Source organism: Duganella qianjiadongensis, from assembly GCF_009857915.1.
Classification (GTDB): domain Bacteria; phylum Pseudomonadota; class Gammaproteobacteria; order Burkholderiales; family Burkholderiaceae_D; genus Rugamonas; species Rugamonas qianjiadongensis.
Genome location: NZ_WWCM01000013.1, coordinates 45529 through 70737 on the forward strand (window position 1 = coordinate 45529; position 25209 = coordinate 70737).

Genomic DNA, 25209 nt, shown 5'->3' on the forward strand with positions numbered 1-25209 from the left:
CCCCCGAGTAATTATTTACCGTTCAGTCTATCCTTGGCGGCAACTGCGGCGGCCGAATCAGGATAAGTCTTGATCAGGTCCTGCAAAGTTTTCTTGGCAGCCTTGTCTTTGAGCTCGATCTGGCAGCTGGCGATGTTGAGCATCGCGTCCGGCGCTTTCGGGCTGTCCGGATAGTTTTTCAGCACCAGTAGTTGCGCATTGATGGCGCTCTTGCAGTCGCGCTGGGCGTAGAACGCGCTGCCCAGATAGTATTGCGCATTGGCAGCATAGCTCGAGCCCGGATAACGCAGCACGAAGTCGGACAGGGCCGTACCGGCCGCTTTGTAATCGCCCGATTTGAAGGTCTGCATGGCCGCTTCGTAATTCTTCTGCTCGGCCGGATCAACTTGCGTGGTCTTGCCGTCGATTACCACTTCGCGTGGCTCCAGCTTGCGCAGGCGGTTGTCGAGGTCCACATAGAAGTCCTTCTGGCGCTTCTGGGTGTTGGCGATATCATTGGCCAGCACTTCGATCTGGCCGCGCAGTTTGGCCACTTCCTGCAGCGTCAGCTCGTTCTGGCTGACCAGATCGAGGGTGCTGGACTTGTCGGATTTGGTGTCGATACGGGCGTTCAGTTCGGCACGCATGGCTTCCACTTTGGCGCGCAGGTCGAGTAGCGCGCGGCGCGCTTCGTCGTCGTCGAACAGGCCGGCGTGGGCTTGCAGCGGCAGCCAGGTCAGTGCAGCCAGCAGGGCGGCGCTCAGGCCGGATTTGGAGAATTTCTTCATGTCGGGCACTTTCACACTCTTCTAAAAGGAAAACGGGGCAGCGTACGGTATTTCCGTCGGCTGCCCCGTATTATGCCTGTCACCCGGCAAAAGGGTAGTGCTTTTGATTACTTGTAGACGATGTCTGCGCGACGGTTCTGGGCCCAGGCTTCTTCGTTCGAGCCGGAAGCTTTAGGCTTTTCCTTGCCCAGCGAGACGGCTTCGATCTGGCCTTCGGCCACGCCCAGCGTGGTCATGGCTTTGCGCACGGCTTCGGCACGTTTTTGACCCAGCGCCAGATTGTATTCGGCGCCGCCGCGTTCGTCGGTGTTACCTTGAATCAGAATCGAACGGGCTTTGTTTTTGCCCAGATAGGCCGAGTGGTTTTCTACCACTGGCTTGCCGTCTTCACGTACCACGTAGCTGTCGAAGTCGAAGTACACGCTGCGGTTAGCCAGCACGCCTTTTGGATCGTCCAGCGGATCCAGCGATTTGGTTTCAACTGGCTGCACGGTGCGGGTGTCGGCTGGCGGCGTGGTTTTCTGTTCAACCTGACGCTCGACCACTGGAGGTGGTTCCGAAATTTTCACCGGAGTCGAGCAGGCCGACAGAATGGCGGCGCTGGTGAGGACGAAAGCTAAGCTGCTGATTTTACGCATGGATTGCTCCTAGATGGATGAGTGAATTACTGCATGAACGGGCCCCAGGTGGGCTCCTTGATATTGCCCGCCTGAGTGGTCAGGCGTTGTTTTACACGTCCGTCTACCGATACCACAGCCAGCGACTTGCGGCCACCTGCCTGCGTGGCGTACATGATGTAGCGGCCATTCGGAGCAAAGCTCGGGTATTGGTCGTCGGTGCTGTCAGACAGGCGCTGTTCCTGGCCGCTAGCCAGGTCCAGAGTGTAAAGCTGGAAGTTGCCGTCGCGCCGGGAGATGTAGGCCAGAGTCTTGCCGTCTGCCGAGATGCGCGGGCTGATGTTGTAGTTGCCGCTGAAGGTGATGCGCTTCGGATCGCTGCCGTCCACGCCCATGCGGTAGATCTGCGGGCCGCCGCTGCGGTCGCTCATGAAGTAGATGCTGTTGCCGTCCGGCGAGAACTGGGCTTCCGAGTCGATGCCGTTGCTGTTGGAAACGCGGCGCAGATTGCTGCCGTCAGCGTTCACCGTGTAGATCTGGGTGTGGCCGTCCTTGGACAGCGACACGGCCAGCTTGTTGCCGGCTGGCGCCCAGGCTGGCGAGGAGTTGCTGCCTTTTTCGTTGGCGACCACGGTGCGGGCGCGGGTGATCAGGTTCTGGATGTACACCACCGGCTTCTTCTGCTCGAACGAGACATAGGCCACCTTGGTGCCATCGGGCGACCACGACGGCGAAATGATAGGCTCGTTGGAGCGCAGCGCCATCTGCTCGTCTTCGCCATCGGCGTCGGCCACCAGCAGTTCGTAGTGGCGTTTGTCGTATTCCTTGACGTAGGAAATACGGGTGGAGAAGGCGCCGCGGATGCCGGTCAGTTTCAGGAAAATGTCGTCGGCAATGGTGTGGGCCGTCAGACGGGTGTATTGCGGTGCGCGCGAGACGCCCAGTTGCGACAGCTCGGTCTGTTTGACGGTGTCGAGCAGCTTGTAGCGCACTTCGTAATCGCCGCTGGCGGCTTTGGCCACGGTGCCGATCACGAGAGCATCGGCGCCTTTGGCTTTCCAGCCGGCGTAGTCGATGTTGTTCATGCTGGTGATCACGCCAGCGTCGATCAGCTTGAAGGCGCCGCTGCGTTCGAGGTCGGCCTTGATGATGGCGGAAATCTGCTGCGGAGCGATGGCTTCGTCGGCAAAACCGGCCACGGCGACAGGGATCTGGTTGCTGCCGACACCGGAAATTTCGATGCGCATCTGCGCCTGTGCCGTGCCGCACAGGGCTACGGTCAGGCCCGCAGCCAGACCGGCTGCCAGCCATACCTGATTGAATTTTTTCATGGTGTACATCAGTGCATATCCTTCATATTGAAATCGGCGACAAATTCGCGCTCTACCGTACCATCTTTTTTCTTGGGTAGTGGGGACGATTTGGCAATCGCGTTCTCGATTGCACTATCGTAAGCAGCCGAGCCGCTGCTTTTCATTTTGCGCACGCCGATGATTTCACCGGTAGGTAACTGGGTAATCTGGTAGGTGGCGCTGAGCGTATCGTCCACCGTACCGTAGATCAGGTTGCTCTTGATTTTGGCGCGGATCGCGGCCTGATAGCCGCCATCAACGCGGCCGCCGGTCGATTTTTCAGCTGTACCGGTACTGCCTTTGGCGGCATTGCCGGTGATGCGGCTCATCTCGGCAGCAAAGGCTTTATCCTTGGCGGCTTTTTCCGCTTTCTCGGCCTTCTCCTTGGCCAGCTTGTCGGCCGCCGCTTTCTTCTTGTCCTTTTCGGCCTGCTCTTTGGCTTCCTTGGCTTTTTGCTCGGCTTCCTTCTTCTCGGCCAGTTTCTTCGCTTCCAGTTTGGCCTGCTTGTCGTCGGCCTCTTTCTTCAGCTTGGCCTGTTTGGCCGCTTCCAGCTTTTCCTGTTCCAGCTTCTGTTTGGCTTTCAGGCGTTCGAGCGCGATGTCCGGCTCTTTCGGCGTGGGCGGAGCAGGGGTGGGCGTCGGCGGCGCAACCGGGGTTTCCGGTTCCGGTTCGGGCTGCGGTTCGGGTTCCGGCGCAGGCGGTGCCGGTGGCGCCGCGTCCTGCACTGTCATGTCCCAGATTTCAGCCTGCACTTCGGTAGGCGTGGTGTTCTGCCAGCTTACGCCTACCCACAGGAACAGCAGCAGAATGGCGTGCACCGCCGTAGCCAGCACGAGGGCGCGCCAGCCTTGGGATTGTCGCGGCACCCTGTACGGGCCGCCTGCCATTGCGGGTTTCATGTTCTGCACGGTTTATTTGGTGGACAGGCCTACGCGGCTGATGCCCATTTTCTTCGCTTCCGAAATCAGCTGGATCACGTCGTCGTACTTGCTTTCCTTGTCGCCGGCGATCAGCACCGGATAGTCAGGATGGTCGGTATGGATGGTGCGCAGTTTTTTCACCAGCGCGTCGCGGTTGGGCGCTGTTTCCGGCGCTTCTTCGCCCTTGCCTTTGATGCCTATGGACAGGGCGCCGTTCTGTTTCAGCACGATCTGCACGTAGTCGGCGGGCGGCTTGGTGGATTTTTCCGCGCTCGGCAGATCCACCACGCTAGGGTCGTTGGCCGACGGCATGACCATGAAAATGATCAGCAGTACCAGCATCACGTCGATGTACGGCACGACGTTGATTTCCGATTTCAGCTTGCGGCCACGGCCGCCGCGCATGCTGCTGGAGAAAGACGAAGCCATGAATGCTGCCCTCTTAACGCGACTGACGCTGCAGAATGTTGGAGAACTCTTCGACAAAAGTCTCGAAGCGGATCGCCAGACGATCCACATCGTGCGAGAAACGGTTATAGGCCACGAAAGCGGGAATGGCGGCGAACAGGCCGATGGCGGTAGCGATCAGCGCTTCGGCGATGCCGGGCGCAACGGCCGCCAGGGTAGCCTGCTGCACGTTAGCCAGACCACGGAAGGCGTTCATGATGCCCCACACCGTACCCAGCAGACCAATGTAGGGGGAGACGGAACCGACCGAAGCAAGGAAGGCCAGATGCGATTCCAGTGCATCCATTTCACGCTGGAAGGCGGCGCGCATGGCACGGCGGGCGCCGTCCAGAATGGCGCCGTGGTCCATGGTGTCGCGGCTGGCGCTGTAGGCGGCCTTGCTCTTGATGAACTCGCCCATGCCGGCTTCGAAAATGCGGGCCAGCGGGCCGCTGCTGGCGCGGTCCTTGCCGGCGTTCTGGTGCAGGGCGTGCAGATTGCCGCCGGCCCAGAAAGTCTTTTCGAATTCCACCGTCAGGCGGCGCGCCGAACGGATGGCAAACAGTTTGCTGAAAATATAGGTCCAGCTGGTCAGCGAAATAACGAACAGCAGCGCCATGATCAGCTGCACGATCAGGTGGGCATTGGCGATGAGGGACAGGAAGGACAGGTCTTGGGTGACGTTCATGGGGTTCAGTCTGGGCTAGCTGTTTTGATGGTACTGCGCATTTTGTCGACGATCGAAGCCGGGATGGCATGGGTGTTCAGATCCAGCCCGACGCATCCCACTTTCACCCGGGCCGTGTTGAGCAGCCGTTCGCCGCACCAGACCTGCTGGATGAACTGGATGGAGACGCGCCCCATTTTTTCGATCGAAAGGGTTAATTTTAGTACATCGTCGAGTTTTGCGGGGGCGTGATAGTCGCAGCTCACGCTTTTGACGACGAACAGGATGCCGTGTTCCTGTGCTAAGACGTGCTGCTCCACCTGCAGGGCGCGCAGCCATTCGGTGCGGGCGCGCTCGTAGAATTTCAGGTAATTCGCGTAATAGACGATCCCGCCGGCGTCGGTGTCTTCGTAATAGACCCGTACGTTCCAGATAAACTCTGCTGGCATGTTTGTTTACACAGGTGAGAATGCAGGTGATGATGAGCAATATTTTACTATAGTAAAGCCTTTTCCCCGCCGGATGCCAAGGATTGTAACAAGCGCTTACGTTTTGTTTAGCAATATACTAAAACTGGGACCGTTTGCGCTTGTTTCAACTGACTTCTCACCTTTGAGAAGTAATTCAAGGCCGCTTACAGCTCGCGCTTGATGGCCAGCGGGCCGTAGGCCTGGCAGGTCGGCATCATTTCGATGCGGTTGATGTTGACGTGGGCTGGCAGGGTGGCAATCCAGTAGGCAGTATTGGCTACATCGTCGGCCGTCAGCGGCTGGGTGCCTTCATATACTTTGGCCGCAGCGGCATCGTTGCCTTTCAGGCGCACATTGGAAAATTCCGTGCCGCCGCATAGTCCCGGCGCCAGATTGGTGGCGCGCACGCCCGTGCCTACCAGATCGGCACGCAGATTCAGGGTGAACTGTTCGACGAAAGCCTTGGTGGCGCCATACACATTGCCGCCCGGGTAAGGAGTTTCACCGGCCACCGAGCCCAGATTGATGATGGTGCCGCTGTTGCGGGCCACCATGCCGGGCAGGATGGCGCGTGTCATCGCTACCAGACCGCTGCAGTTGGTGGCGATCATGGTATCCCAGTCGGCCAGCGAGGATTCGTGCGCGGGGGTGACGCCCAGCGCCAGACCGGCATTGTTGATCAGCACATCGATGGCTTGCCATTCGGCTGGCAGGCCGGCCAGTGCGTGTTCGATGGAACTGCGGTCGGTGACGTCCAGTTGCACCGGCAGGGCCAGTTCGCCCAGTTCTGCCGCCAGTGCCTGCAGGCGGTCGAGGCGGCGGCCGCTGATCAGTACCTTGTGGCCGTTGCGGGCAAAAATGCGGGCCATGGCAGCGCCGAAGCCGGCAGTGGCGCCTGTGATGAAGACGATCATGATCTGTCCTTGTGGGTGAGTAGGAGGGTGGGCAAAATTGTAGCCGAAATGTTTGCGCGATCGCGGTGCAAGGTATAAAACGCGTGTTTAATTGCCATATTGACAATCAATTCCTTGCTCATTTCAAGCGCATAAATTACAATCGGGCTTCCATTACGTCTCACGTAACTGGCGAAAAGCTGCGCGACGCACCAGAATAGTGCATTATGCGGGCAGCGAAAGGTGGGGCTCCACCGGGAAACGTGAGATTTCAACAGCCGTTCGCCTGGGCAGCCATCGATGGAAAGCACGAAGAGGCTGCCTATGCGCTATTGGCGTCCCTCATTCGATCCAGCCTGCCAGTAACAAGTTACTCATTCGATTGGAGTTTTTACATGTTCGCAAAAGATCACACCCTCGCCAACGTCGATCCGGAATTGTTCGGCGCTATCCAGAACGAAAACACCCGCCAGCACGATCACATCGAACTGATCGCTTCGGAAAACTACACCTCGCCAGCCGTAATGGAAGCGCAAGGTTCCCAGCTGACCAATAAATACGCCGAAGGCTATCCGGGCAAGCGCTACTACGGCGGTTGCGAGCACGTCGACGTGGTCGAGCAACTGGCCATCGACCGCGTCAAGCAGCTGTTCGGCGCCGAAGCTGCCAACGTGCAGCCTAACTCGGGCTCGCAAGCCAATCAGGGCGTGTTCTTCGCCGTGCTGAAACCGGGCGACACCATCATGGGTATGTCGCTGGCCGAAGGCGGCCACCTGACCCACGGTATGCCGCTGAACATGTCGGGCAAATGGTTCAACGTGGTGTCCTACGGCCTGACCGCTGCCGAAGACATCGACTACGATGCCATGGAAGCCCTGGCCAAAGAGCACAAGCCTAAGCTGATCATCGCTGGCGCATCGGCTTTCTCGAAGAAGATCGATTTCGAGCGTTTCGCTGCCGTGGCTAAAGCCGTTGGTGCCTACTTCATGGTCGACATGGCGCACTACGCCGGTCTGATCGCCGCCGGCCTGTATCCTAACCCGGTTCCGCACGCCGACTTCGTCACCTCGACCACGCACAAATCGCTGCGCGGCCCGCGCGGCGGCATCATCCTGATGAAGGCCGAACACGAGAAGATCATCAACTCGGCGATCTTCCCCGGCATTCAGGGTGGCCCGCTGATGCACGTGATCGCCGGTAAGGCCGTTGCGTTCAAGGAAGCGCTGAGCCCAGAGTTCAAGGCTTACCAGCAGCAGGTAGTGAAAAACGCCGACGTACTGGCTAAAACCCTGATCAAGCGCGGCCTGCGCATCGTGTCGGGCGGCACCGAGTCGCACGTGATGCTGGTGGACCTGCGTCCTAAGAACCTGACCGGCAAAGAAGCCGAAGCGATTCTGGGCAGCGCTCACATCACCTGCAACAAGAACGGCATCCCTAACGATCCGCAGAAGCCATTCGTGACCTCCGGTATCCGTCTGGGCAGCCCGGCTATGACCACCCGTGGTTTCGGCGAAGTGGAAGCCGAGCAGGTAGGTAATCTGATCGCCGACGTGCTGGATAATCCGCACGACGCTGCCACCATCGACCGCGTCAAAGCGGCGGTGAAGGTACTGGCTGATAAGTTCCCTGTCTACGCCAAGTAATATCGTGGTAAGGTGGCGCTGACACTATCGGCGCCACCGCACGGAAGCAAGCACCTATGAAATGTCCTTTTTGCCAGCATGAAGATACTCAGGTCCTCGATACGCGCGTATCCGAGGAGGGCGATGCCATCCGCCGGCGTCGTCGCTGCGTGAATTGCGACAAGCGGTTTACCACCTACGAACGGATCGAACTGGTGATGCCGTACGTGGTGAAGAAAAACGGTAGCCGTACCGAATTTACTGCCGATAAGCTGCGCGCCAGTCTGATGCTGGCACTGCGCAAACGTCCTGTCGCGGCGCCTGCCGTGGATGCGGCCATCCTGTCCATCGAAGAGAAGCTGCTGACCAGCGGCCAGCGCGAGGTGGAGTCGGGCTATATCGGCGAACTGGTAATGCAGGAACTTAAGCGGCTCGACAAGATCGCCTATATCCGTTTCGCCTCCGTCTACAAGAACTTCGAAGATCTGGCCGAGTTCCAGGACGCGATTGCCGAAGTGGGGCAGGAACGCAAACCGCGTAAAGCCTGATCCGGCGCCTGCGATTATCTTCCATCGAACGCACCATTGAGGTGGCTCAGCCATTGCCTTTCCCCTACGCGTAACTTCTAGCATTATCGATTGCTGAAACGCGTAGGTGTGCCATGCGTGCACGATCCTCTCTGTCCGGTTTTACTGTGCTCGAAGTGCTCATTGCGCTGCTGTTGCTGGCGCTGGGCATCGTCGGCAGCGCGGCCATGCAGCTGCTTGCGCTGCGGGTTAGCCATCAGGACCAGTTGCTGGTGCAGGCCAATTATCTGGCCAGCGGGCTGGCGGAACGCATGCGCGCCAATGCTGCCGTGGCACGCGATGCTTCGGCGGCCAATCCCTATCTGTTCTTCTACGATGCTGCGGGCGATGCCGCGACCCCTGCGCCGCCTGTGCTCTGCCTGGACGCAGGCTGCGATGGCCGGCAGCTGGCGCTGTTCGATCGCTACGAAGCGCAGTGGCAGGTGTTCAAGCAGTTTCCGGCTGGCCGTCTGCGCATCTGTCATGACGATCATCCTGTGCAGGCCGGCAAGCTGCAATGGGATTGTATGGGCAGTGCTGCGGCGCCGCTGGTCATCAAACTGGGCTGGCGCGGCAAGCTTGCCGATGGCAGGGCCGAAAGCGATGCAGCGGCAGGTGTGACGGAACTAGTTCCTGCGCTAGCGATGACGGTGCAGGTGCCATGATGATCCGGTCCGAATGCCAAGTGGCGTGCAGTGCTGGCCGCACGCTGGTGGAATTTCTCATCGCGCTGGCGCTGACCATGCTGCTGGCGCTGCTAGCTACCGGCCTGCTGATGGCGGCGGCACATGGCTATCGCCAGCATAACGATCAGCAGGACCTGAACGACGCGGCGCAGCAGGCCCTGAGTGTTATTGCACAGGCCATCCGGCAGGCTGGCTACATGGATTGGGATAGCGACGCTGTGCCAGTCGGCTGGGCTAGCGATGTTCCGGCGGCAGTTGACGGACTGGATGGGCGCAGCCTGACCCGCAACAGTGATGGCATAGCGGCGCCTTTGCCCGGCGTTGCCCATGGTAGCGATGTACTGGCTGTGCGCTATGCCGGATCTGGCGGTAGCAGTTCGGGCGATGGGTCCATGCTCAATTGTGCCGGCTTCGGTGTGGCCTCACCTGACGCTCCGGCGGCGCAGGGCTGGAGTATATTCTACGTGGCTGCAGATGCTGCGGGCGTGATGGAGCTGCGCTGCAAATATCGCTCGGCATCGGGCTGGGGCAGCGATGCGCTGGTGCGTGGCGTCGAATCTTTTCAGGTGCTGTACGGGGTGGATACCGATATCCCCGCCGATGGCGTGCCCAATAGCTATTTCAGCGCGACGGCAATTAGCCGGCTGGATGCCAGTCTGGCACTGGAGGGGGCGAACGCAGCGCAGCGCCTGCTGGACCTGCAGCGCAAAACCTACTGGAAGCGCATCGGCAGCATCCGTGTAGCGCTGGTCCTGCAGGGCGACGTGGCGAATAGGGCCGATACGGGCACGCGACGGTTTGATCTGTTCGGGGCCAGCTATTCGGATGCGCATGGTGAGGATGAAGGTGTACGCATCGATGAAGGCAGGCTGGCGGAATCGCAGCGGCGCCGCACGCGCGTGATGCTGGGCACTACCGTTGCTTTGCGCAATACGCGGGGCTAGCAATGGCGCTCGATGCGCAGCGCGGCATGGCGGTGCTGCTTAGTCTGGTGTTGCTGGTGATCGTGCTGTTGCTGGGAACTTCGGCAGCACAGCTGAGTTTGCAAGGAGTGCGGGCAGCACGTGCGGCCCGTGATAGGGAACTGGCATTTCAGGCAGCGGAGGCAGCTGTGGCAGATGCAGAACATGATCTAGAGAACGGTAGTGCAGTACTGACGCCCTGTGCTCAAGCGCCGGCTTGGCAAAAAGTAGACTTGTCCGGGCATGACGATGACGGCGCCTGTAGCGTGGAATTTGGCGCCCACACGGGGGCCGCGTTCGATGTGGCTGGCGGCGCGCTGCCGTTCAGGCGGCCCCGCTATCTGATCGAGCGGCTGGTCTGCCATCAGCCCGGCGATGACGCTGCCGCGGCACATTACTGCTACCGTGTCACGGCTATCGGTTTCGGACCGCAACCAGATACCGAGGTGGTGCTGCAGACCATCTACAGCCGCGGTGAATGAGGTGGCGCGATGAATAAGGGCGAAAACCGTTATCGCGCATTCTGGCAGCGCACGCTGGAAGCACGGGCTACCTTGCTCATTGCTGGCCTATTGATCTGCGCTTTGAAATCCGGCGCTGCCTATGCTGCGCCGCCGGTGGTACCGCTGGCTTCCGAGCCGCTGACTACAGCCTGCCGTGCGCGTGGAGACTCGGGCAATTCCGCTGCAGCGGATTCCGCCAGCCGAGTGACTGGCGCAGCGGGGTATTTTCCCTTGCACGAGCGGGCAACATCCGCTGGCACATGGCTGGCGGCCAGTGTCGACCTGCGCGACTGGAGCGGTTACTTCTCCCGATACGTGTTGCCGCCTGAAGCCGCAAATGCCGGCGCGACGATCACCAGCGTGGCCCCTCTGTGGGAGGCTGGACAGGTGTTGACAGGAGAGCGCAACCGTCCGCCCGTGCCGCTACCGGAAGCGCGGCGTATCTACACGGCGCAGACGGAGCCTGATGGCGTATTGCGGGGCATACCGCTGGTCTGGTCAGCTTTGTCCGCCACCCAGCAGCGCATGCTGGATAAGCCCAGCCCTTCGGCTGCAGCACCCGATGGGCTGGGAGCGCGGCGGCTGGCGTATCTGCGAGGTGTGCGTAGCGATGAAGGAGGCCCCTTTCGTCGCCGCCAGAGCTTGCTGGGCGACGCGCTACGTAGCACGCCGGTGCTGGTGGCCGCACCAGCGTCTGACCTGCAGGATGCGGCGTATGCAGCGTTCCGTCAGCGCTATGCGCAGCGTCGTGCTCTGGTTTATCTGGGGGCAAATGACGGTATGCTGCATGCGTTTGATATGGCCGACGGGGTGGAGCGCTATGCTTACGTGCCGAACGCGCTGATGCCCTACCTGAACCTGCTGACGGACCCTGAATATGTGCATCGCGCCTATGTCGATGGCCCCCTGGTGAGCGCGGATGTGCGTCTGTCGCGCGGCTGGCGTAGTGTGCTGCTGGGGGCGTTCGGGGCAGGGGCGCAGGGCCTGTTCGCGCTGGACGTAACGGACCCCGATGCGCTCGATGCCGATTCGGTGCTGTGGGAATTTACTGATGCCGACGACCCCATGGTGGGGAATGTGCTGACTGTGGCGCAACTGGCGCGCATACGCTTGCGCACCGGTGGCGAGTCTGCAGTGGCAGTATTCGCCAGCGGCATGAACAACTATAACGCAGACGGTCATGCCAGCAGCGCCGGCAAGGGCGCCTTATTTCTGCTGATGGTGGAAAAGCAGCGCACGGAAGGCTGGCGTCTTAACACGAATTATTTTCGCCTTATCACGCCGGTTTCGGACGCGCTGCTCGCCAATGGACTGAGCGCTCCCGCCTTGCTGACGGATCGCGACGGCATGCTGCGCTTTGCCTATGCCGGCGACTTGCAGGGTAATCTGTGGCGCTTCGATCTGCATGGTGGCGCGCCGTGGAGCGGCGGCGTTGAAAGATTGTTCACCGCCCGCGATGCACAGGGGCGCCGCCAGCCTATCACCCAGCAGCCCACCATCGTCTACGGAAGCGATGGTGACTACCTGATACTGTTCGGCACGGGGCGCCTGCTGAATCGCGATGACCTTGCTGCAGCGGGATTTGTGACGCAATCGTTGTATGCACTGCGCGATGATCTGGCGCGGCCTGTTTCCGTCATCAGCGGGCGACAGCAATTGACGCAACGGCAGTTGTGGCCGAATCACGCTGGTCTGTTTGATGTCACCGGCGCTGTCATGGAGACGGGTAGCCGCGGCTGGTTTATCGACTTCTGGCAGTCGGAGCGAACCGGTGAACGCAGCATAGCCAGCACGAGTGTGATAGATGGAACGCTGGTGTTCAATACAATGGTGCCCGGTGCTGAAATATGCAGTCCAGCACAAAGCCGTAGCTATACTTTGAATGCCTTGACGGGCTTGCCTGCAAGTAGTGCCCTTCTGGCCATGCCTGCCACTGCGATGGTCGGACTGCTGCAGGCCGAATACGAAGAAAGGTCCATGCTGCTGGCCTCTGCGCGTACTGCTGATAGGCCTATGCCTACTGGTGCGGTAAAGGTGCGGCAAGGGTTAAGCAAGGTTGTGATACGGCGCGATACGCAGGGCGCCATCAAGGTTGAAACGATAGCGCGCATATCTACCGTGCGCCGTGCTGGCCGCCTGAGTTGGCGCGAAGTGAGCAACTGGCGAGAGCTGCATGAGGCGAACCGATGATGATGCTTGGCGCTTTGAAGACGCAATCCACACAGGGATTCAGTTTGCTCGAACTGCTGGTGGTGCTCGCCATCAGTTCTATCCTGATGGCGCTGGCTCTGCCCGCGTACCAGCATGCCGTTATCCGCGCCCGGCGCACGGAAGGGCAGGTGGCCCTTTGGCAGTTGCTGCAGCAGCAGGAGCGTTTCTACACGCAAGCCAATTCCTATCAGGCGTTTTCGGCCAGCGCGACTGAGCCGGAAGCACGCCAGTTCAAATGGTGGAGCGGTAGCGGCGCTAGCAATAGCGCTTATGAAATCGAAGGCAAGGCCTGTGACGGCGAAGCGATCAATCAGTGTGTGCAGCTCATTGCCACACCCGGCACCAGCCGCGTTGACGGGCGTTTTCGCGATAAGGACTGCCAGCAGCTAATCCTGACCAGCCGTGGCAAGCAGTCGGCGACAGGGCGGGAGGAGCGTTGCTGGCCTTAGACGTCCGCCGGTTCAGCAGCCTCAGTGTAACCATATGTAACCATAGCGGCGCAGGAGAAAGTGCCATGGCTAAGTCTAAGTGCATCAACGCGGCAAGCAGGTGTCTGTATCCTGGCGGGCGGACGCTAGTGGAGACCATGGTGGTGCTGGCACTGCTGGCTATTCTCATGTGGCAGGCAGTGCCTGCATTCCACGGCATACTCCAGCGGCAGCAGATGCTGGTGGCGGTCAATGATATGCTGGCGGCGCTGCGGCTGGCACGCAGCCATGCCATGGCGAGGGGCGGGCCTGTCTTGCTGGTTCCGTTCGATGATGGGGGCGCGTGGCAGCATGGCTGGGTGGTGTTTGTCGACCGCAATGGCAACCGCAGCCCCGACGCAGGCGAACCGTTGCTGCTGCGGCACGCAGCCGTCGGCGCGGGCCTGAGCATACGTGGGGCTTTTTCGAGCGCAGCGGTGCCCGTTTATCTTGCTTATAATGCTGCTGGGCGTCCCTGCAACGCCAGCAACAGCCTGATTGCCCGCTGGGGTACGCTGACGCTGCGGCAGGGTGAAAATGTGCGCAATATCAAAATTAATATGCTGGGCCGGGTACGTGTCTGCGATCCGGCGCAGGAAGGGGCTAGTTGCACTAGCGCGAGTGAATAGGGATTTATGAAAATCAGCAACGATCTGCAAGGTATGACGCTGGCGCTGGAATGGGCGGCGCGGGGGCTGTACACCACCTCGCCCAATCCCCATATCGGCTGCGTGATCGTGCGCGACGGCGAGGTGCTGGGCGCTGGCGTTACCCAGCAGGCAGGCAGTGACCATGCCGAGATCCAGGCGCTCAAGGATGCGCAGGCGCGCGGCCACGATGTGCGCGGCGCTACGGCCTACGTTACGCTGGAGCCCTGCAATCACTATGGCCGCACGCCGCCGTGCTCCGATGCGCTGGTGCGCGCCGGTCTGGGCCGGGTGGTGGCAGCGATGGAAGACCCCAATCCGCTGGTCGCCGGGCAGGGTATGGCCAAGCTGGCTGCAGCGGGTATCGCCACCAGCGTTGGTCTGCTGGCTGAGCAGGCCTATGAACTGAATATCGGCTTCTTCTCGCGTATGACGCGCGGGCTGCCGTGGGTACGCATGAAGAGTGCCGCCAGTCTCGATGGGATGACCGCGCTGCACAATGGCCAGAGCCAGTGGATTACCGGGCCGGAAGCGCGCGCCGACGGCCACGCGTGGCGCGCCCGCGCCTGCGCGATTCTGACCGGCATAGGCACGGTCAAGGCCGACGATCCCCGGCTCAATGTGCGGGCTGTCGAAACGCCGCGCCAGCCGCGCCGCATTGTGGTCGATAGCCGGCTGGAGATTTCCCTGTCGGCCCAAGTTCTGCAGGGGGGCGGCACGTGGATCGCTGCGGCACAGCCGAATGCCGAAAAACAGGCGGCACTGGCCGATCTGGGAGCGGAAGTGATACTGCTGCCGAATGCGTCGGGCAAGGTCGATCTGGCTGAACTGATGCGCGAACTGGGGCGGCGCCAGATCAACGAGCTGCATGTGGAAGCGGGTGGCAAGCTCAATGGCTCGCTGATCCGTGCTGGCTGCGTCGATGAATTGCTGGTGTATCTGGCGCCCACCTTGCTCGGCGATGCGCAGGGCATGTTTGCCCTGCCAGCGCTGGAGCAGCTGGGCGAGCAGCGCCGCCTGAAGTTCCATGAGGTGCAGCAGATCGGCGCAGATCTGCGTATCCTTGCACGGTTTATTTAATCTCTCTCAACTTTAAGACTACAACGCTATGTTCACTGGAATTGTCGCCGCTATCGGCAAAATCGAATCCGTTACCCCGCTCGAAGGCGGCTCGTTTGCAGGCGTGCGCCTGAATGTCCACGCGGGCGGACTGCCGCTGGCCGATGTGGCACTGGGCGATTCGATCGCCATCAACGGCGCCTGCATGACCGTGGTGGAAAAGGATGACACCAGCTTCCGCGTCGACGTATCGCGCGAAAGCCTGAACTGCACCGTGGGCCTCGATACGCTGACGGAAGTGAATCTGGAAAAGGCGCTGACCCTGAACGAACGCCTGGGCGGCCATCTGGTATCCGGCCACGTCGATGGTCTGGGCGTGGTGCGCAAGTTCGAGCCTATCGGCGAATCGTGGGAGCTGGTCATCGAAGCGCCGCGCGAGCTGGCCAAGTTCCTCGCCTTCAAAGGCTCGATCGTGGTGAATGGCGTGTCGCTGACGGTGAACCGGGTTGAGGATATCGGCACCGGCGCGGAGCTGGTGTGCCAGTTCTCCATCAACCTGATTCCGCACACCATCGCCATGACCACGCTCAAGCATCTGGCGGCTGGCAAGCAGGTCAATCTCGAAATCGATCTGATCGCCCGCTACGTCGAGCGCATGGTTTCTGTTGGAGCTGCCGGGAAATAAGCTCAGGCACGGAGATTCCAGCCGTAAAAGATTGATATTATGACCAGATCGAACGGGTAAAACCGGGGATTTAGTCTATAAAATCAGCCTTTTGCGGTGGCGCTTGCGTAAATCCTTTAAAATAGCGGGCTGTTCTAGCTTCGCTACAAAGGATTTAACATGTCAATTTCCAGCACCGAAGAAATCGTCGCCGAATTGCGCGCTGGCCGCATGGTGATTCTGGTCGATGAGGAAGACCGGGAAAACGAAGGTGATCTGGTGCTCGCGGCGGACTTCGTCACGCCGGAAGCCATCAATTTCATGGTGACGCATGCGCGCGGTCTGGTCTGCCTGACGCTGACCGAAGAACGCTGCGACCAGCTGAATCTGTCGATGATGTCGGCCCGTAACGGCACCGCCTTCGGCACCAACTTCACGGTATCGATCGAAGCGGCCGAGGGTGTGACCACCGGTATTTCCGCCGCCGACCGCGCCCGCACCATCCAGGTAGCGGTAGACAAGAATACGGATCCAGCCGATCTGGTGCAGCCGGGTCACATCTTCCCGCTGAAAGCGCAAAAGGGCGGCGTGCTGATGCGCGCAGGCCATACCGAAGCCGGTTGCGACCTGACCGCCATGGCTGGTCTGACGCCCGCGTCGGTGATCTGCGAAATCATGAAAGCCGACGGCACCATGGCCCGCCTGCCGGACCTGATGGAGTTTGCCAAGGAACACAATCTGAAGATCGGCACCATTGCCGACCTGATCCAGTACCGCAGCCGCAATGAATCGCTGGTGGAAAAAGTGGGCGAGCGCACGCTGAAGACCGCACAGGGCGAGTTCCGCATGATCGCCTACCGCGACAAGCCTAGCGGTTCGGCCCACCTGGCGCTGGTGCATGGCGACATGGACAAGAGCAAGGAAACGCTGGTGCGCGTGCACCAGCCGGTGTCGATACTGGATGTGCTGGAATCGGAAGCGACCACTCACTCGTGGAATCTGTCGTCCTCGCTGGCTGCCGTGAAAGCGGCGGAGCGGGGCGTGATCGTGCTGCTCAACTGCGAAGAAACTGCCGAGCAGTTCTTCTCCCAGTTTGCCGCGCTGGATAAGCCCGAAGTCAAACCGAAAGGCCGCGCCGCCAGCATGGACCTGCGCAGCTACGGTATCGGCGCCCAGATTCTGCGCGAAGTGGGTGTCTGCAAGATGCAGTTGCTGGCCAGCCCGCGCAAAATGCCATCGATGACGGGCTTCGATCTGGAAGTGACCGGCTACATGGCCAAACCTAACTGATACACCCACCTTACCCACCTAAAAAGAGGCCTCACATGACCGTAGGTAGCTATGAAATCAATCTGTCCGGCGACGGACTGCGCGTCGGCATCGTTCAAGCCCGTTTTAACGAAGACGTTTGCCACGGCCTGCTGTCGGCTTGCCTGGCCGAGCTCAAGCATCTGGGCGTCGAAGACGAAGACGTTCTGCACGTGACCGTGCCGGGCGCGCTGGAAGTGCCGCTGGTACTGCAAAAAATGGCAGAATCGCAGCAGTTCGACGCCCTGATCGCACTGGGCGCCGTGATCCGCGGTGAAACCTACCACTTCGAACTGGTGTCGAACGAATCGGGCGCCGGCATCACCCGTATCGGCCTCGATTATGGTATTCCTATCGCTAACGCCATCCTGACCACGGAAAACGATGAGCAGGCGGAAGTGCGTATGGCCGAGAAGGGCGCGGATGCAGCGCGTGTAGCAGTTGAAATGGCTAACCTGACCATTGCTCTGGAAGAGCTGAATCAGGATCAGGGCGACGACGAGTAATTGCCCTGATAAAACGGCCGGAAATGCAGTGATGGGCCGGTATGCACCGGCGCATCAGGCCGGATTTTGTAAGAATTTTAGAATAGGTATAACCATGACAGATAAGACATTGCACGCCAACCCCAGTAAAAACCGCACGCCGCGCCACCGCGCGCGTGAGTTTGCGTTGCAGGGTTTGTATCAGTGGCTGCTGAATAACGAAGACGCTTCCACCGTGGTCAACAACATCCGTTCCGCGCATGGCTTCGACAAGGCTGATGGCGATCACTTCTCGGCCCTGCTGTACGGCGCCATCAAGGATTCCGTGGCCCTGCGCGATACCTTCGCGCCGCTGGTGGACCGCGGCGTGGCCGAACTGTCGCCCATCGAGCACGCCGTGCTGCTGATCGGTGCATACGAACTGAAGAACAATCTGGAAATCCCTTACCGCGTCGTCATCAACGAAGCGGTCGAACTGACCAAATCGTTCGGCGGCATCGATGGCCACAAATACGTCAATGGCGTGCTGGACAAGCTGGCTGCCAAACTGCGGCCGGAAGAAGTGGCCGCCGACAAAAAGCGCTAAGCCGCTCGCTGCCCACTATCAAGCCACCGCATGCGGTGGCTTTTTTCGTTTGGGGGCAGGCCGTGCATAGGGCTATGTACCGGCTGGCGCTACCGCCGGGCGCCTGCGGCAGGGCTGCGGTGTTTCGGTTTGACTTTATCCCGGGAGCCACAGAGAATCGCTTGTTATTTAATTAATGTCGAGGTGACATTATCTACCAGTTCTCTCAACCCGGAGCGCCTTGGCGCCGCCGTAGCTGGCTGGCGCTGATCGGCACGGCCCATGTGCTGGCCGTGTGGTGCTGGCATGTGCCGCCACGGCTGGCCACGCCCAGGATGGCTGCGCAGACTTCGCTCACCTATATACTGCCGCCGCGCATGGCTGAGCCGCCTGTCAGGCCTGTGCCAGCGCCTGTAGCGCCTGATCGGCGCACCGCACCGGCGCTGGCCACCCGGCCGCCGCTGGCGCCGCGACAGGCCGAACTGCCGCTTGCGCCTGTGCCGCCGCCTGCAGCGCCCGCGATGACCCTGATCACGCCGCCAGCGGATCCGTTTGCCTTGCCGTCCAAGACAGCGCAGGACGAGGATGCGCTGCAGCGCGCGCGGCGCAGCGCTGGTGCAGTGGATAAACAGTTGCGCAAAGAGGCCTGGAACCCGCGCGACAAGAAGATTGCCAATGAGCGTACTTTGCTGGCCGAAAAGCTGGCCAGTGCCTATACAGGTTCGGATGGCATGACGCAGGAGAGCGTGACGCTCGACGATGGCCGCGTCATGACGCGCATCCGTACCGGTGCCGGTACCACTTTCTGCGCCGTCAAGGAGAGCAATGGCCAGACGGGAGGGCGTGATCCGTTCCGCGATGGCATACGCACCAAGGTGACCACCTGCGGCCGCTAGGGCAGGGAGCGTGTAGCGGAAATAAAAAACCACCTCGCGAGGTGGTTTTTTATCGGGGAAGCAATGCTTACAGGCCGGCGATCTGGGTGCCGCTGATCGATTTCTCGGCGCTGGCCAGCGGCTGGGCCGGCTTAGCCGGGACGGCGGCCATCACGGGTGTAATGGTCGGCACTTTTTTGCCTGCCGATACCATTTTCAAACGCTGATATTCGGCCAGCACTTTCGAGCCGTAGCCATCATCGTGTTCGAAGGCAGCGGCGCCTACGTAGCTTTTCAGGCCGGCTTCAACGGAGCCGCCACGGGTGACGTAGTCTTTCAGAATCAGCGAGCCAACGCGGATGTTGGCGACCGGATTAAGCGCAGCCTGGGTGCCGCCCATGTCCTGGAATTTGTCGTGGTGTACTTTCGACATCACCTGCATCAGACCTTGCGCGCCGACCGGGCTTTCCGCGAACGGATTGAAGCCCGATTCGATCGCCATCACAGCCAGTATCAGCAGCGGATCGAGTTTGATTTCACGTGCCGTCAGATAGGCGGTGGACACCAGCATATTGGCGGCGTCGCCCGCCACGCGGTAGCGCTTGGACAGCCACGAGGTCACCCATTGCTGCTGTTTCTTGGTGCCCAGCAGGGCACGTTCTTCGGCCGTCAGCGGCTCGGCACTGGCGACCGGAGCGCTCGATGGGGCTTCCATCAGTTCCGACAGCGGTGGAACGACGACCGGCTCGGTTTCGGCTTCCGGCGCGCGATTGAGCAGGTTGCTCAGGTCTTTGGCCAGTTCCGGGCGGACAAACAATACTGCCATCATAATCAGTGCGCTCACGCCAACGATGGTCAGCGTATGCTGGGCGGTGGCGAGTACACCTTTGGCCGATACGCGCGTGTTAGACAACCACGCAGCTGGCTGGCGAGCCATGTTGTGGGCAAACTGGGTTGCACCGGTGATACGATTAATCATAGACTTCCCCTGAAATGTCCGTAAAAGCGCTTCCCCGCCAGCGTTGTACGCAGCTAACCGGGTGCTAATGCCGTGCATCAGAAATATCATCGTTTTATGCCGCTGGGAGCGCACATAAAACGCCATCATTGCTTGCCTGAGCTGATGCTTCCTTTGGTACGCCTGGTACTCATTCGGACCGCTATCAGTCGCAATACAACTGCTTTCGGGGGTAAGGCAGACGCCTTTGGCAAACACTCCTTAAAATGTCATGTGGAGCCCCGACTCCGTGAATGAATGAGCAACAACTTATGTGGTTCGCATATCGAGCAGCACCGTGTTCTCTTCAAGTAGGGCAGATTCTATGGGCTGTTTTATATCAAGTCAATGATAACAAACGATGAAGCTATAACTTATAAATCTTACTTTTTTGCTTGCATTGCGCGTAAAACCAATAAAATCAACCACTTGACCTGTCTTTTTAAACAGTATGCTGATTTGAAAGAAAAAGTAAAAAACCGATGAAATATTCCGATCTACGCGATTTCATTTCCCAGTTACAACGAATGGGCGAACTTAAGCCCATTTTGACGCCAGTTTCACCGCACTTGGAGATGACCGAGGTTTGCGACCGTACTTTGCGTGCGGGCGGACCGGCTTTGCTGTTCCAGCATCCCACCGGCCACTGCATGCCGGTGCTCGGTAATCTGTTCGGCACGGAGCGCCGCGTGGCGCTGGGCATGGGGGCGGACAGCGTGAGCGAATTGCGCAAGATAGGCCATGTGCTGGCGCGCCTGAAAGAGCCGGAACCGCCCAAGGGTTTCAAGGACATCATGGGCATGGGCAGTCTGGTGAAAGCCGTATGGGATATGGCGCCGAAAGAGCTGCGCGGTGCGCCATGTCAGGAAATCGTGTGGGAAGGGGCGGATGTGGACCTCGGCAAGCTGCCCATCCAGCATTGCTGGCCCGGCGATATCGCGCCGCTGATTACGTGGGGGCTGGTGATTACCAAAGGCCCTAATAAGAAGCGGCAGAATCTGGGCATCTACCGCCAGCAGGTGCTGGGACCGAACAAGGTGATCATGCGCTGGCTGGCCCATCGCGGCGGTGCGCTGGATTTCCGCGAGCACGCCATCCAGAACAAGGGCCAGCCTTATCCGATCTGCGTAGCGCTCGGGGCTGACCCCGCTACTATATTAGGTGCAGTCACGCCAGTGCCCGATAGCCTGTCGGAATACCAGTTCGCCGGCCTGCTGCGCGGCAGCCGTACCGAACTGGTTAAAGCCATCGGCAGCGAACTGCGGGTGCCTGCATCGGCCGAAATCGTGCTGGAAGGGCATATCTATGCTGATCCGGATCACCCGAGCGGCTACGAGCACGCGCTGGAAGGGCCGTATGGCGATCACACCGGCTATTACAACGAGCAGGACAGCTTCCCTGTGTTCACCATCGATCGCATCACCATGCGGCGCGATCCGATTTATCACTCGACCTATACGGGCAAGCCGCCGGACGAGCCGGCCATACTGGGGCTGGCGCTGAATGAAGTGTTCGTGCCGCTGCTGCAGAAGCAGTTCTCTGAAATTACCGATTTCCACCTGCCGGCTGAAGGCTGCAGCTACCGCATGGCCGTGGTGCAGATTAAGAAGCAGTATGCGGGCCACGCCAAGCGCGTGATGTTCGGCGTGTGGAGCTTCCTGCGCCAGTTCATGTACACCAAGTTCATCGTGGTGGTGGATGAGGACGTGAATATCCGCGACTGGAACGAGGTGATCTGGGCGATTACCACCCGCGTCGATCCGACCCGCGATACCACGCTGGTCGATAACACGCCGATCGATTATCTGGACTTTGCCTCGCCTGTGAGCGGTCTGGGCAGTAAGATGGGTATCGATGCCACCAACAAGTGGCCCGGTGAAACCACGCGCGAATGGGGCACGACCATCACCATGTCGCCCGAGGTAAAGCGCCGCGTCGATCAGATTTGGCAGGAACTGGGGCTGTAAGGTATAATCATCACGGACGGGCCCCTGCGCATTGTGGCATGGCCAACCTGGTCAGGTCGGGAACGAAGCAGCCACAGCTATTCACCATAAGTGCCGCAGATCAGGCTCGTCTCCTTCGGGATATTAAAAAAGCTGCCATAGGCAGCTTTTTTGTTTTGGGCGCCAGTTCAGGCCGCCTGATACGACTGCGTCTTACTCGGAATCGAGTTCGGCTTCCAGCGGATGCTCCGAGGCCAGCATGACAGGGTTTTCCTTCATCCACGCCGATTCGGGCTTGAGGCGGATCTGGTGCCTGGCATCGGTGTTATAGACCGTGCTACCCACCTTGAGCTGGGCCGGCTTGCCGAACTTGAACACCACCACTTTAATCGTCGGCACGAACAGGCTGAAAGCGCCTGCCATCTTCTTGATCGCCTGATTAGTCTGCTCTACGCTGCTCATGATAGGCGTGTAGTTCCACTGATTGCCCGGTGGTAGCGGGGTGGTAACTTCGTAGCCGGTGCTGGATTTCTCCTCTTTTGGCAGGCTGGTCAGGATTTTGGTGTCATCCGTCAGCCATTTCGGGTTGGGGATCAGATTCAGCCGGTAGTCCGCCGTGAGAGCTGGCAGAGGGTGGCGCTCCGCGCCTTGTACTACGGTCAGCACTACATCCTCCGGCTTGTAGGCCTTGTTCTTGGGCTTGACGACGAGGAACAGGTTGATTTTGTCGCGTTCGGCAGGCGGGATGGCGTAGAACTTGTCCAGGCGCATCTGCTCAACCAGTTTTTTATAGGGCACCCATTCGCGTTCTTCTGCGTGGGCGGCGAGGGACAGCAACAGCAGGGGGAGTAGGGCCAGTTTTTTCATTTATTCAATAAGTTAAAAGAAAAACAAATTGTAGGGCTGTCTTTGCCAATTACCAATTCCCATCACGCCTTGTTACAATGTTTTTTTTGGCAGCGCGACGCTGGCGGTTCTGCAGCGGCTCCCTCGGCCAGTGCTATCTACGGTAAAATCCCAGCATGTCCTATCAAGTCCTCGCCCGTAAATACCGCCCCCGCAACTTCGACACGCTCGTCGGTCAGGAGCACGTAGTCCGTGCACTGACCCATGCCCTGCATAGCGGCCGTCTGCACCATGCCTATCTGTTCACGGGTACGCGCGGGGTGGGCAAGACCACGCTCTCGCGGATACTGGCTAAATCGCTCAATTGCGTGGGGCCGGACGGACAGGGAGGCATCACCGCTACCCCGTGCGGCGTGTGCGAAGCCTGCAGCGCGATCGATGCGGGCCGCTTTGTCGACTATATAGAGATGGATGCAGCGTCCAACCGTGGTGTGGACGAAATGGCGCAGCTGCTGGAACAGGCGGTGTACGCTCCCAGCAATGCGCGCTTCAAGGTCTACATGATCGACGAGGTGCACATGCTGACCAACCACGCCTTCAACGCCATGCTGAAGACGCTGGAAGAGCCGCCCGAGCACGTGAAATTCATCCTGGCGACTACCGATCCGCAAAAGATACCCGTGACGGTGCTGTCGCGCTGCCTGCAGTTCAATCTGAAGCAGATGCCGCCCGGTCACATCATCGGCCACCTCGATCATATCCTGGGGCAGGAAGGCATCAGCTTCGAAGCGCCTGCGCTGCGCTTGCTGGCAGCCGGTGCGCATGGTTCGATGCGCGATGCGCTGTCGCTGACCGATCAGGCGATTGCCTATGCGGCGGGCGCGGTGACGCTGGACGCCGTGCAAGGCATGCTGGGCGCGCTCGACCAGTCGTATCTGATCCGTCTGCTCGATGCGCTGGCCGCCAGGGATGGCGCCGATCTGCTGGCGGTGGCCGATGAAATGGCCAGCCGCAGCCTGTCGTACAACGGCGCCTTGCAGGACCTCGGCACGCTGCTGCACCGGATCGCACTGGCGCAGACGGTGCCGACGGCGCTGCCCGAAGATCTGCCCGAGTATGCCGATGTGGTGCGCCTTGCCGCTGCCTTTGATGCGGAAGAAGTGCAGCTGTATTACCAGATCGCCGTGCATGGCCGCAATGAACTGGGTCTGGCCCCGGACGAATATGCGGGCTTCTCGATGACGCTGCTGCGCATGCTGGCCTTTCGCCCCGGCGTCGGTGGCGCCGAAGGACAAGCACCTGCCGCACCGGCGATGACGCGGCAGGCTGCCGTGGCCGCTGTGCGTGCTGCGGCCGCACCGGCCACGCGTGCCGCTGCCCATGTGCAAGCCAGCCATGCCAGCGTGACGCCGCCTTCCGTGGTGGCTGGCGCTGCGGCGGCACTGGCAGTGGCCGAATCAGCTCCCGCTCCCGCTCCCGCTCCCATATCGCGCCCTGTGCCGCCGCCGGCAGCAGCAACGGCAGGCGGTATTAATATTGCGCCCGCTGCAGCGGCGCAGCATCAGACCGCTCAAGTTCCGGCTGTACCGGCACAGCAGCAGACTGCCCAAGCGCCGGCAGCAGCACCCGCCGCTGCGGTGGCAGCGGCGCCTATGACCCCAGCGCGGGCAGCGATCAATGCTGCGCTCGAAGCAGCGCGGGCGGCATCGCGTCCCGGCGCACGTTCGGGGGCCGCATCCAGTCCGGCACCGGCAGCACCAGCAGTTGCTGCGGCAGTTGCACCCGCTGCGCCTGTAGCGCCCGCGATGGCGGCAGCGCCGCTGCCCGCGGCACCAGTGCCGCAGCCGCAGGCGGTAGCACCGGCGCTGGCAGCAGCAACGGCCCCGGCATCGGCTCCGCAGCCGCAGGCAGTAGTGCCAGCATCATCGCCTGCACGTCCGGCGCCCTGGGAAGACATGCCTAGTGGCGCAGTGCAAGCCGCTGTAGCGGTGGCGCCGCCTCAGGCGCCCGCGTTTGCGCAGGCGGTGCCTGCAGCCCGGCCAGCCGATGACGAAGACGATCTGCCGCCATGGGTCACCGAATTTTCCGACGACAGTGCCGTCGCCCCGGCGGGCATGCCGGCCTATATGAACGAGCCGTCGCCAGCCCATGGCTATGCGGATGAAGCGCAAGCCGTGGTGATGCCTGCGCGTGCCGCGCCAGCTCCCGCCCAGGCACCATATGCCTATGTGATAACGCCGGTGCCGGAACTGAACTGGGACGGCAACTGGCCTGCGGTGGCAGCCACGCTGCCGCTGCGCGGGGTGGCCCAGCAGCTGGCCATGCAGGCCGAACTGATTTCCTGCAGCATGGACGGCAATGCGGTCGTATTCAAGCTGCGCGTGCCGATCGAAACCTGGCGCACGCCGGGCAACGTCGAGAAGCTCAACGCGGCGCTCAACGAACGCTTCGCCCGCAGCGTGCGGGTCGAAACGGAGCTCGGTCCTGTGTGGTACACGGCCAGCGCCGAAGCGCAGGCACACCGTGCTGCCTGCCAGAAGGCGGCCGAAGAGACGGTGGCTAAGGACCCGTTTATCAATGCCATGATCCGTGAGTTCGATGCCTGGGTAGTACCGGGCACCATCGTGCCGCCGCCCAGTTCGGCGACACTGCACTGATCGCTATTTA

At 60.5% G+C, this 25209-nt stretch carries 26 protein-coding genes, 1 other RNA gene and 1 riboswitch; of the genes, 17 read left to right on the forward strand and 10 right to left on the reverse strand.

Features of this window, described 5'->3' with window-relative positions; translation table 11 throughout:
- Window positions 1-11: 11 nt before the first annotated feature.
- The 8 genes from ybgF to GTP27_RS17320 all read right to left on the reverse strand — a co-directional run bounded on the left by ybgF (window position 12) and on the right by GTP27_RS17320 (window position 6154).
- Window positions 12-767, reverse strand: coding sequence for a tol-pal system protein YbgF (gene ybgF, locus GTP27_RS17285; protein ID WP_161040413.1), 756 nt, complete (start codon window positions 765-767; stop codon window positions 12-14).
- Window positions 768-874: 107 nt separating this feature from the next.
- Window positions 875-1405 carry a peptidoglycan-associated lipoprotein Pal gene (gene pal / locus GTP27_RS17290; protein WP_161040414.1) on the reverse strand — a complete coding sequence of 177 codons (531 nt, stop codon included), beginning with the start codon at window positions 1403-1405 and terminating at the stop codon, window positions 875-877.
- Between the two features lie 26 nt (window positions 1406-1431).
- Complete coding sequence (gene tolB / locus GTP27_RS17295; RefSeq protein ID WP_161040415.1) at window positions 1432-2724, reverse strand: Tol-Pal system beta propeller repeat protein TolB; 1293 nt, start codon at window positions 2722-2724, stop codon at window positions 1432-1434.
- Window positions 2724-3635 carry a cell envelope integrity protein TolA gene (gene tolA / locus GTP27_RS17300; protein WP_161040416.1) on the reverse strand — a complete coding sequence of 304 codons (912 nt, stop codon included), beginning with the start codon at window positions 3633-3635 and terminating at the stop codon, window positions 2724-2726. The genes tolB and tolA overlap by 1 nt, the downstream gene beginning before the upstream one ends.
- A 12-nt stretch (window positions 3636-3647) precedes the next feature.
- Complete coding sequence (locus tag GTP27_RS17305; protein ID WP_161040417.1) at window positions 3648-4085, reverse strand: ExbD/TolR family protein; 438 nt, start codon at window positions 4083-4085, stop codon at window positions 3648-3650.
- A gap of 13 nt (window positions 4086-4098) precedes the next feature.
- Complete coding sequence (gene tolQ, locus GTP27_RS17310; RefSeq protein WP_161040418.1) at window positions 4099-4791, reverse strand: protein TolQ; 693 nt, start codon at window positions 4789-4791, stop codon at window positions 4099-4101.
- 5 nt (window positions 4792-4796) lie between these two features.
- A complete protein-coding gene (gene ybgC / locus GTP27_RS17315; protein ID WP_161040419.1) occupies window positions 4797-5219 on the reverse strand; it encodes a tol-pal system-associated acyl-CoA thioesterase in 423 nt (140 codons plus the stop codon).
- Between the two features lie 185 nt (window positions 5220-5404).
- Window positions 5405-6154: an SDR family oxidoreductase gene (locus GTP27_RS17320; protein WP_161040420.1), complete on the reverse strand. Its 750-nt coding sequence runs from the start codon at window positions 6152-6154 to the stop codon at window positions 5405-5407.
- 154 nt (window positions 6155-6308) lie between these two features.
- Window positions 6309-6432: riboswitch (ZMP/ZTP riboswitch) on the forward strand.
- A gap of 96 nt (window positions 6433-6528) precedes the next feature.
- On the opposite strand from GTP27_RS17320, the gene glyA reads away from it, so the two are divergent.
- From glyA to GTP27_RS17390, 14 genes are all read left to right on the forward strand, one after another.
- Window positions 6529-7776, forward strand: a complete 1248-nt coding sequence (gene glyA / locus GTP27_RS17325) for a serine hydroxymethyltransferase (RefSeq protein WP_161040421.1) — start codon at window positions 6529-6531, stop codon at window positions 7774-7776.
- Between the two features lie 56 nt (window positions 7777-7832).
- Window positions 7833-8303 carry a transcriptional regulator NrdR gene (gene nrdR, locus GTP27_RS17330; protein WP_161034735.1) on the forward strand — a complete coding sequence of 157 codons (471 nt, stop codon included), beginning with the start codon at window positions 7833-7835 and terminating at the stop codon, window positions 8301-8303.
- A 113-nt stretch (window positions 8304-8416) separates the two neighbouring features.
- Window positions 8417-8986 (forward strand): type IV pilus modification protein PilV, encoded by a 570-nt coding sequence (pilV, locus tag GTP27_RS17335; protein ID WP_161040422.1) that lies wholly within the window; start codon window positions 8417-8419, stop codon window positions 8984-8986.
- Window positions 8983-9951 (forward strand): PilW family protein, encoded by a 969-nt coding sequence (locus tag GTP27_RS17340; RefSeq protein ID WP_229634114.1) that lies wholly within the window; start codon window positions 8983-8985, stop codon window positions 9949-9951. The genes pilV and GTP27_RS17340 overlap by 4 nt, the downstream gene beginning before the upstream one ends.
- Window positions 9952-9953: 2 nt before the next feature.
- Window positions 9954-10451 carry a pilus assembly protein gene (locus GTP27_RS17345; RefSeq protein WP_161040423.1) on the forward strand — a complete coding sequence of 166 codons (498 nt, stop codon included), beginning with the start codon at window positions 9954-9956 and terminating at the stop codon, window positions 10449-10451.
- A gap of 9 nt (window positions 10452-10460) precedes the next feature.
- Entirely contained in the window at window positions 10461-12662 is a 2202-nt protein-coding gene (locus GTP27_RS17350) for a pilus assembly protein (RefSeq protein ID WP_161040424.1), read from the forward strand.
- A 2-nt stretch (window positions 12663-12664) separates the two neighbouring features.
- Complete coding sequence (locus GTP27_RS17355) at window positions 12665-13132, forward strand: type IV pilin protein (RefSeq protein ID WP_161040484.1); 468 nt, start codon at window positions 12665-12667, stop codon at window positions 13130-13132.
- A gap of 65 nt (window positions 13133-13197) precedes the next feature.
- Window positions 13198-13779 carry a GspH/FimT family pseudopilin gene (locus GTP27_RS17360; protein WP_161040425.1) on the forward strand — a complete coding sequence of 194 codons (582 nt, stop codon included), beginning with the start codon at window positions 13198-13200 and terminating at the stop codon, window positions 13777-13779.
- Window positions 13780-13785: 6 nt separating this feature from the next.
- A complete protein-coding gene (gene ribD / locus GTP27_RS17365; RefSeq protein WP_161040426.1) occupies window positions 13786-14877 on the forward strand; it encodes a bifunctional diaminohydroxyphosphoribosylaminopyrimidine deaminase/5-amino-6-(5-phosphoribosylamino)uracil reductase RibD in 1092 nt (363 codons plus the stop codon).
- Between the two features lie 28 nt (window positions 14878-14905).
- The gene (locus tag GTP27_RS17370; protein ID WP_161040427.1) at window positions 14906-15541 is read left to right on the forward strand and encodes a riboflavin synthase; all 636 of its coding nucleotides are present in this window, start codon (window positions 14906-14908) and stop codon (window positions 15539-15541) included.
- A 159-nt stretch (window positions 15542-15700) separates the two neighbouring features.
- The gene (gene ribBA, locus GTP27_RS17375) at window positions 15701-16810 is read left to right on the forward strand and encodes a bifunctional 3,4-dihydroxy-2-butanone-4-phosphate synthase/GTP cyclohydrolase II (RefSeq protein WP_161040428.1); all 1110 of its coding nucleotides are present in this window, start codon (window positions 15701-15703) and stop codon (window positions 16808-16810) included.
- Between the two features lie 35 nt (window positions 16811-16845).
- Window positions 16846-17334, forward strand: coding sequence for a 6,7-dimethyl-8-ribityllumazine synthase (gene ribH, locus GTP27_RS17380; RefSeq protein ID WP_155436514.1), 489 nt, complete (start codon window positions 16846-16848; stop codon window positions 17332-17334).
- Between the two features lie 94 nt (window positions 17335-17428).
- Window positions 17429-17899, forward strand: a complete 471-nt coding sequence (nusB, locus tag GTP27_RS17385) for a transcription antitermination factor NusB (RefSeq protein ID WP_161040429.1) — start codon at window positions 17429-17431, stop codon at window positions 17897-17899.
- 263 nt (window positions 17900-18162) lie between these two features.
- On the forward strand, window positions 18163-18774 hold the full coding sequence (locus tag GTP27_RS17390; RefSeq protein WP_371865944.1) for a hypothetical protein: 612 nt from the start codon (window positions 18163-18165) through the stop codon (window positions 18772-18774).
- Window positions 18775-18841: 67 nt separating this feature from the next.
- On the opposite strand, the gene GTP27_RS17395 is transcribed toward GTP27_RS17390, so the two are convergent.
- The gene (locus GTP27_RS17395) at window positions 18842-19732 is read right to left on the reverse strand and encodes a transglycosylase SLT domain-containing protein (protein ID WP_161040430.1); all 891 of its coding nucleotides are present in this window, start codon (window positions 19730-19732) and stop codon (window positions 18842-18844) included.
- Window positions 19733-20232: 500 nt separating this feature from the next.
- On the opposite strand from GTP27_RS17395, the gene ubiD reads away from it, so the two are divergent.
- Together ubiD and ffs are read left to right on the forward strand one after the other, a co-directional pair.
- Window positions 20233-21717 carry a 4-hydroxy-3-polyprenylbenzoate decarboxylase gene (gene ubiD, locus GTP27_RS17400; protein WP_161040431.1) on the forward strand — a complete coding sequence of 495 codons (1485 nt, stop codon included), beginning with the start codon at window positions 20233-20235 and terminating at the stop codon, window positions 21715-21717.
- A gap of 15 nt (window positions 21718-21732) precedes the next feature.
- Window positions 21733-21831: signal recognition particle sRNA small type (gene ffs / locus GTP27_RS17405), an RNA gene on the forward strand.
- Between the two features lie 78 nt (window positions 21832-21909).
- Here ffs and GTP27_RS17410 read toward each other — a convergent pair.
- The gene (locus tag GTP27_RS17410; protein WP_161040432.1) at window positions 21910-22563 is read right to left on the reverse strand and encodes a hypothetical protein; all 654 of its coding nucleotides are present in this window, start codon (window positions 22561-22563) and stop codon (window positions 21910-21912) included.
- 155 nt (window positions 22564-22718) lie between these two features.
- On the opposite strand from GTP27_RS17410, the gene dnaX reads away from it, so the two are divergent.
- Window positions 22719-25199 carry a DNA polymerase III subunit gamma/tau gene (gene dnaX, locus GTP27_RS17415; RefSeq protein WP_161040433.1) on the forward strand — a complete coding sequence of 827 codons (2481 nt, stop codon included), beginning with the start codon at window positions 22719-22721 and terminating at the stop codon, window positions 25197-25199.
- The last annotated feature ends 10 nt before the right edge of the window (window positions 25200-25209 follow it).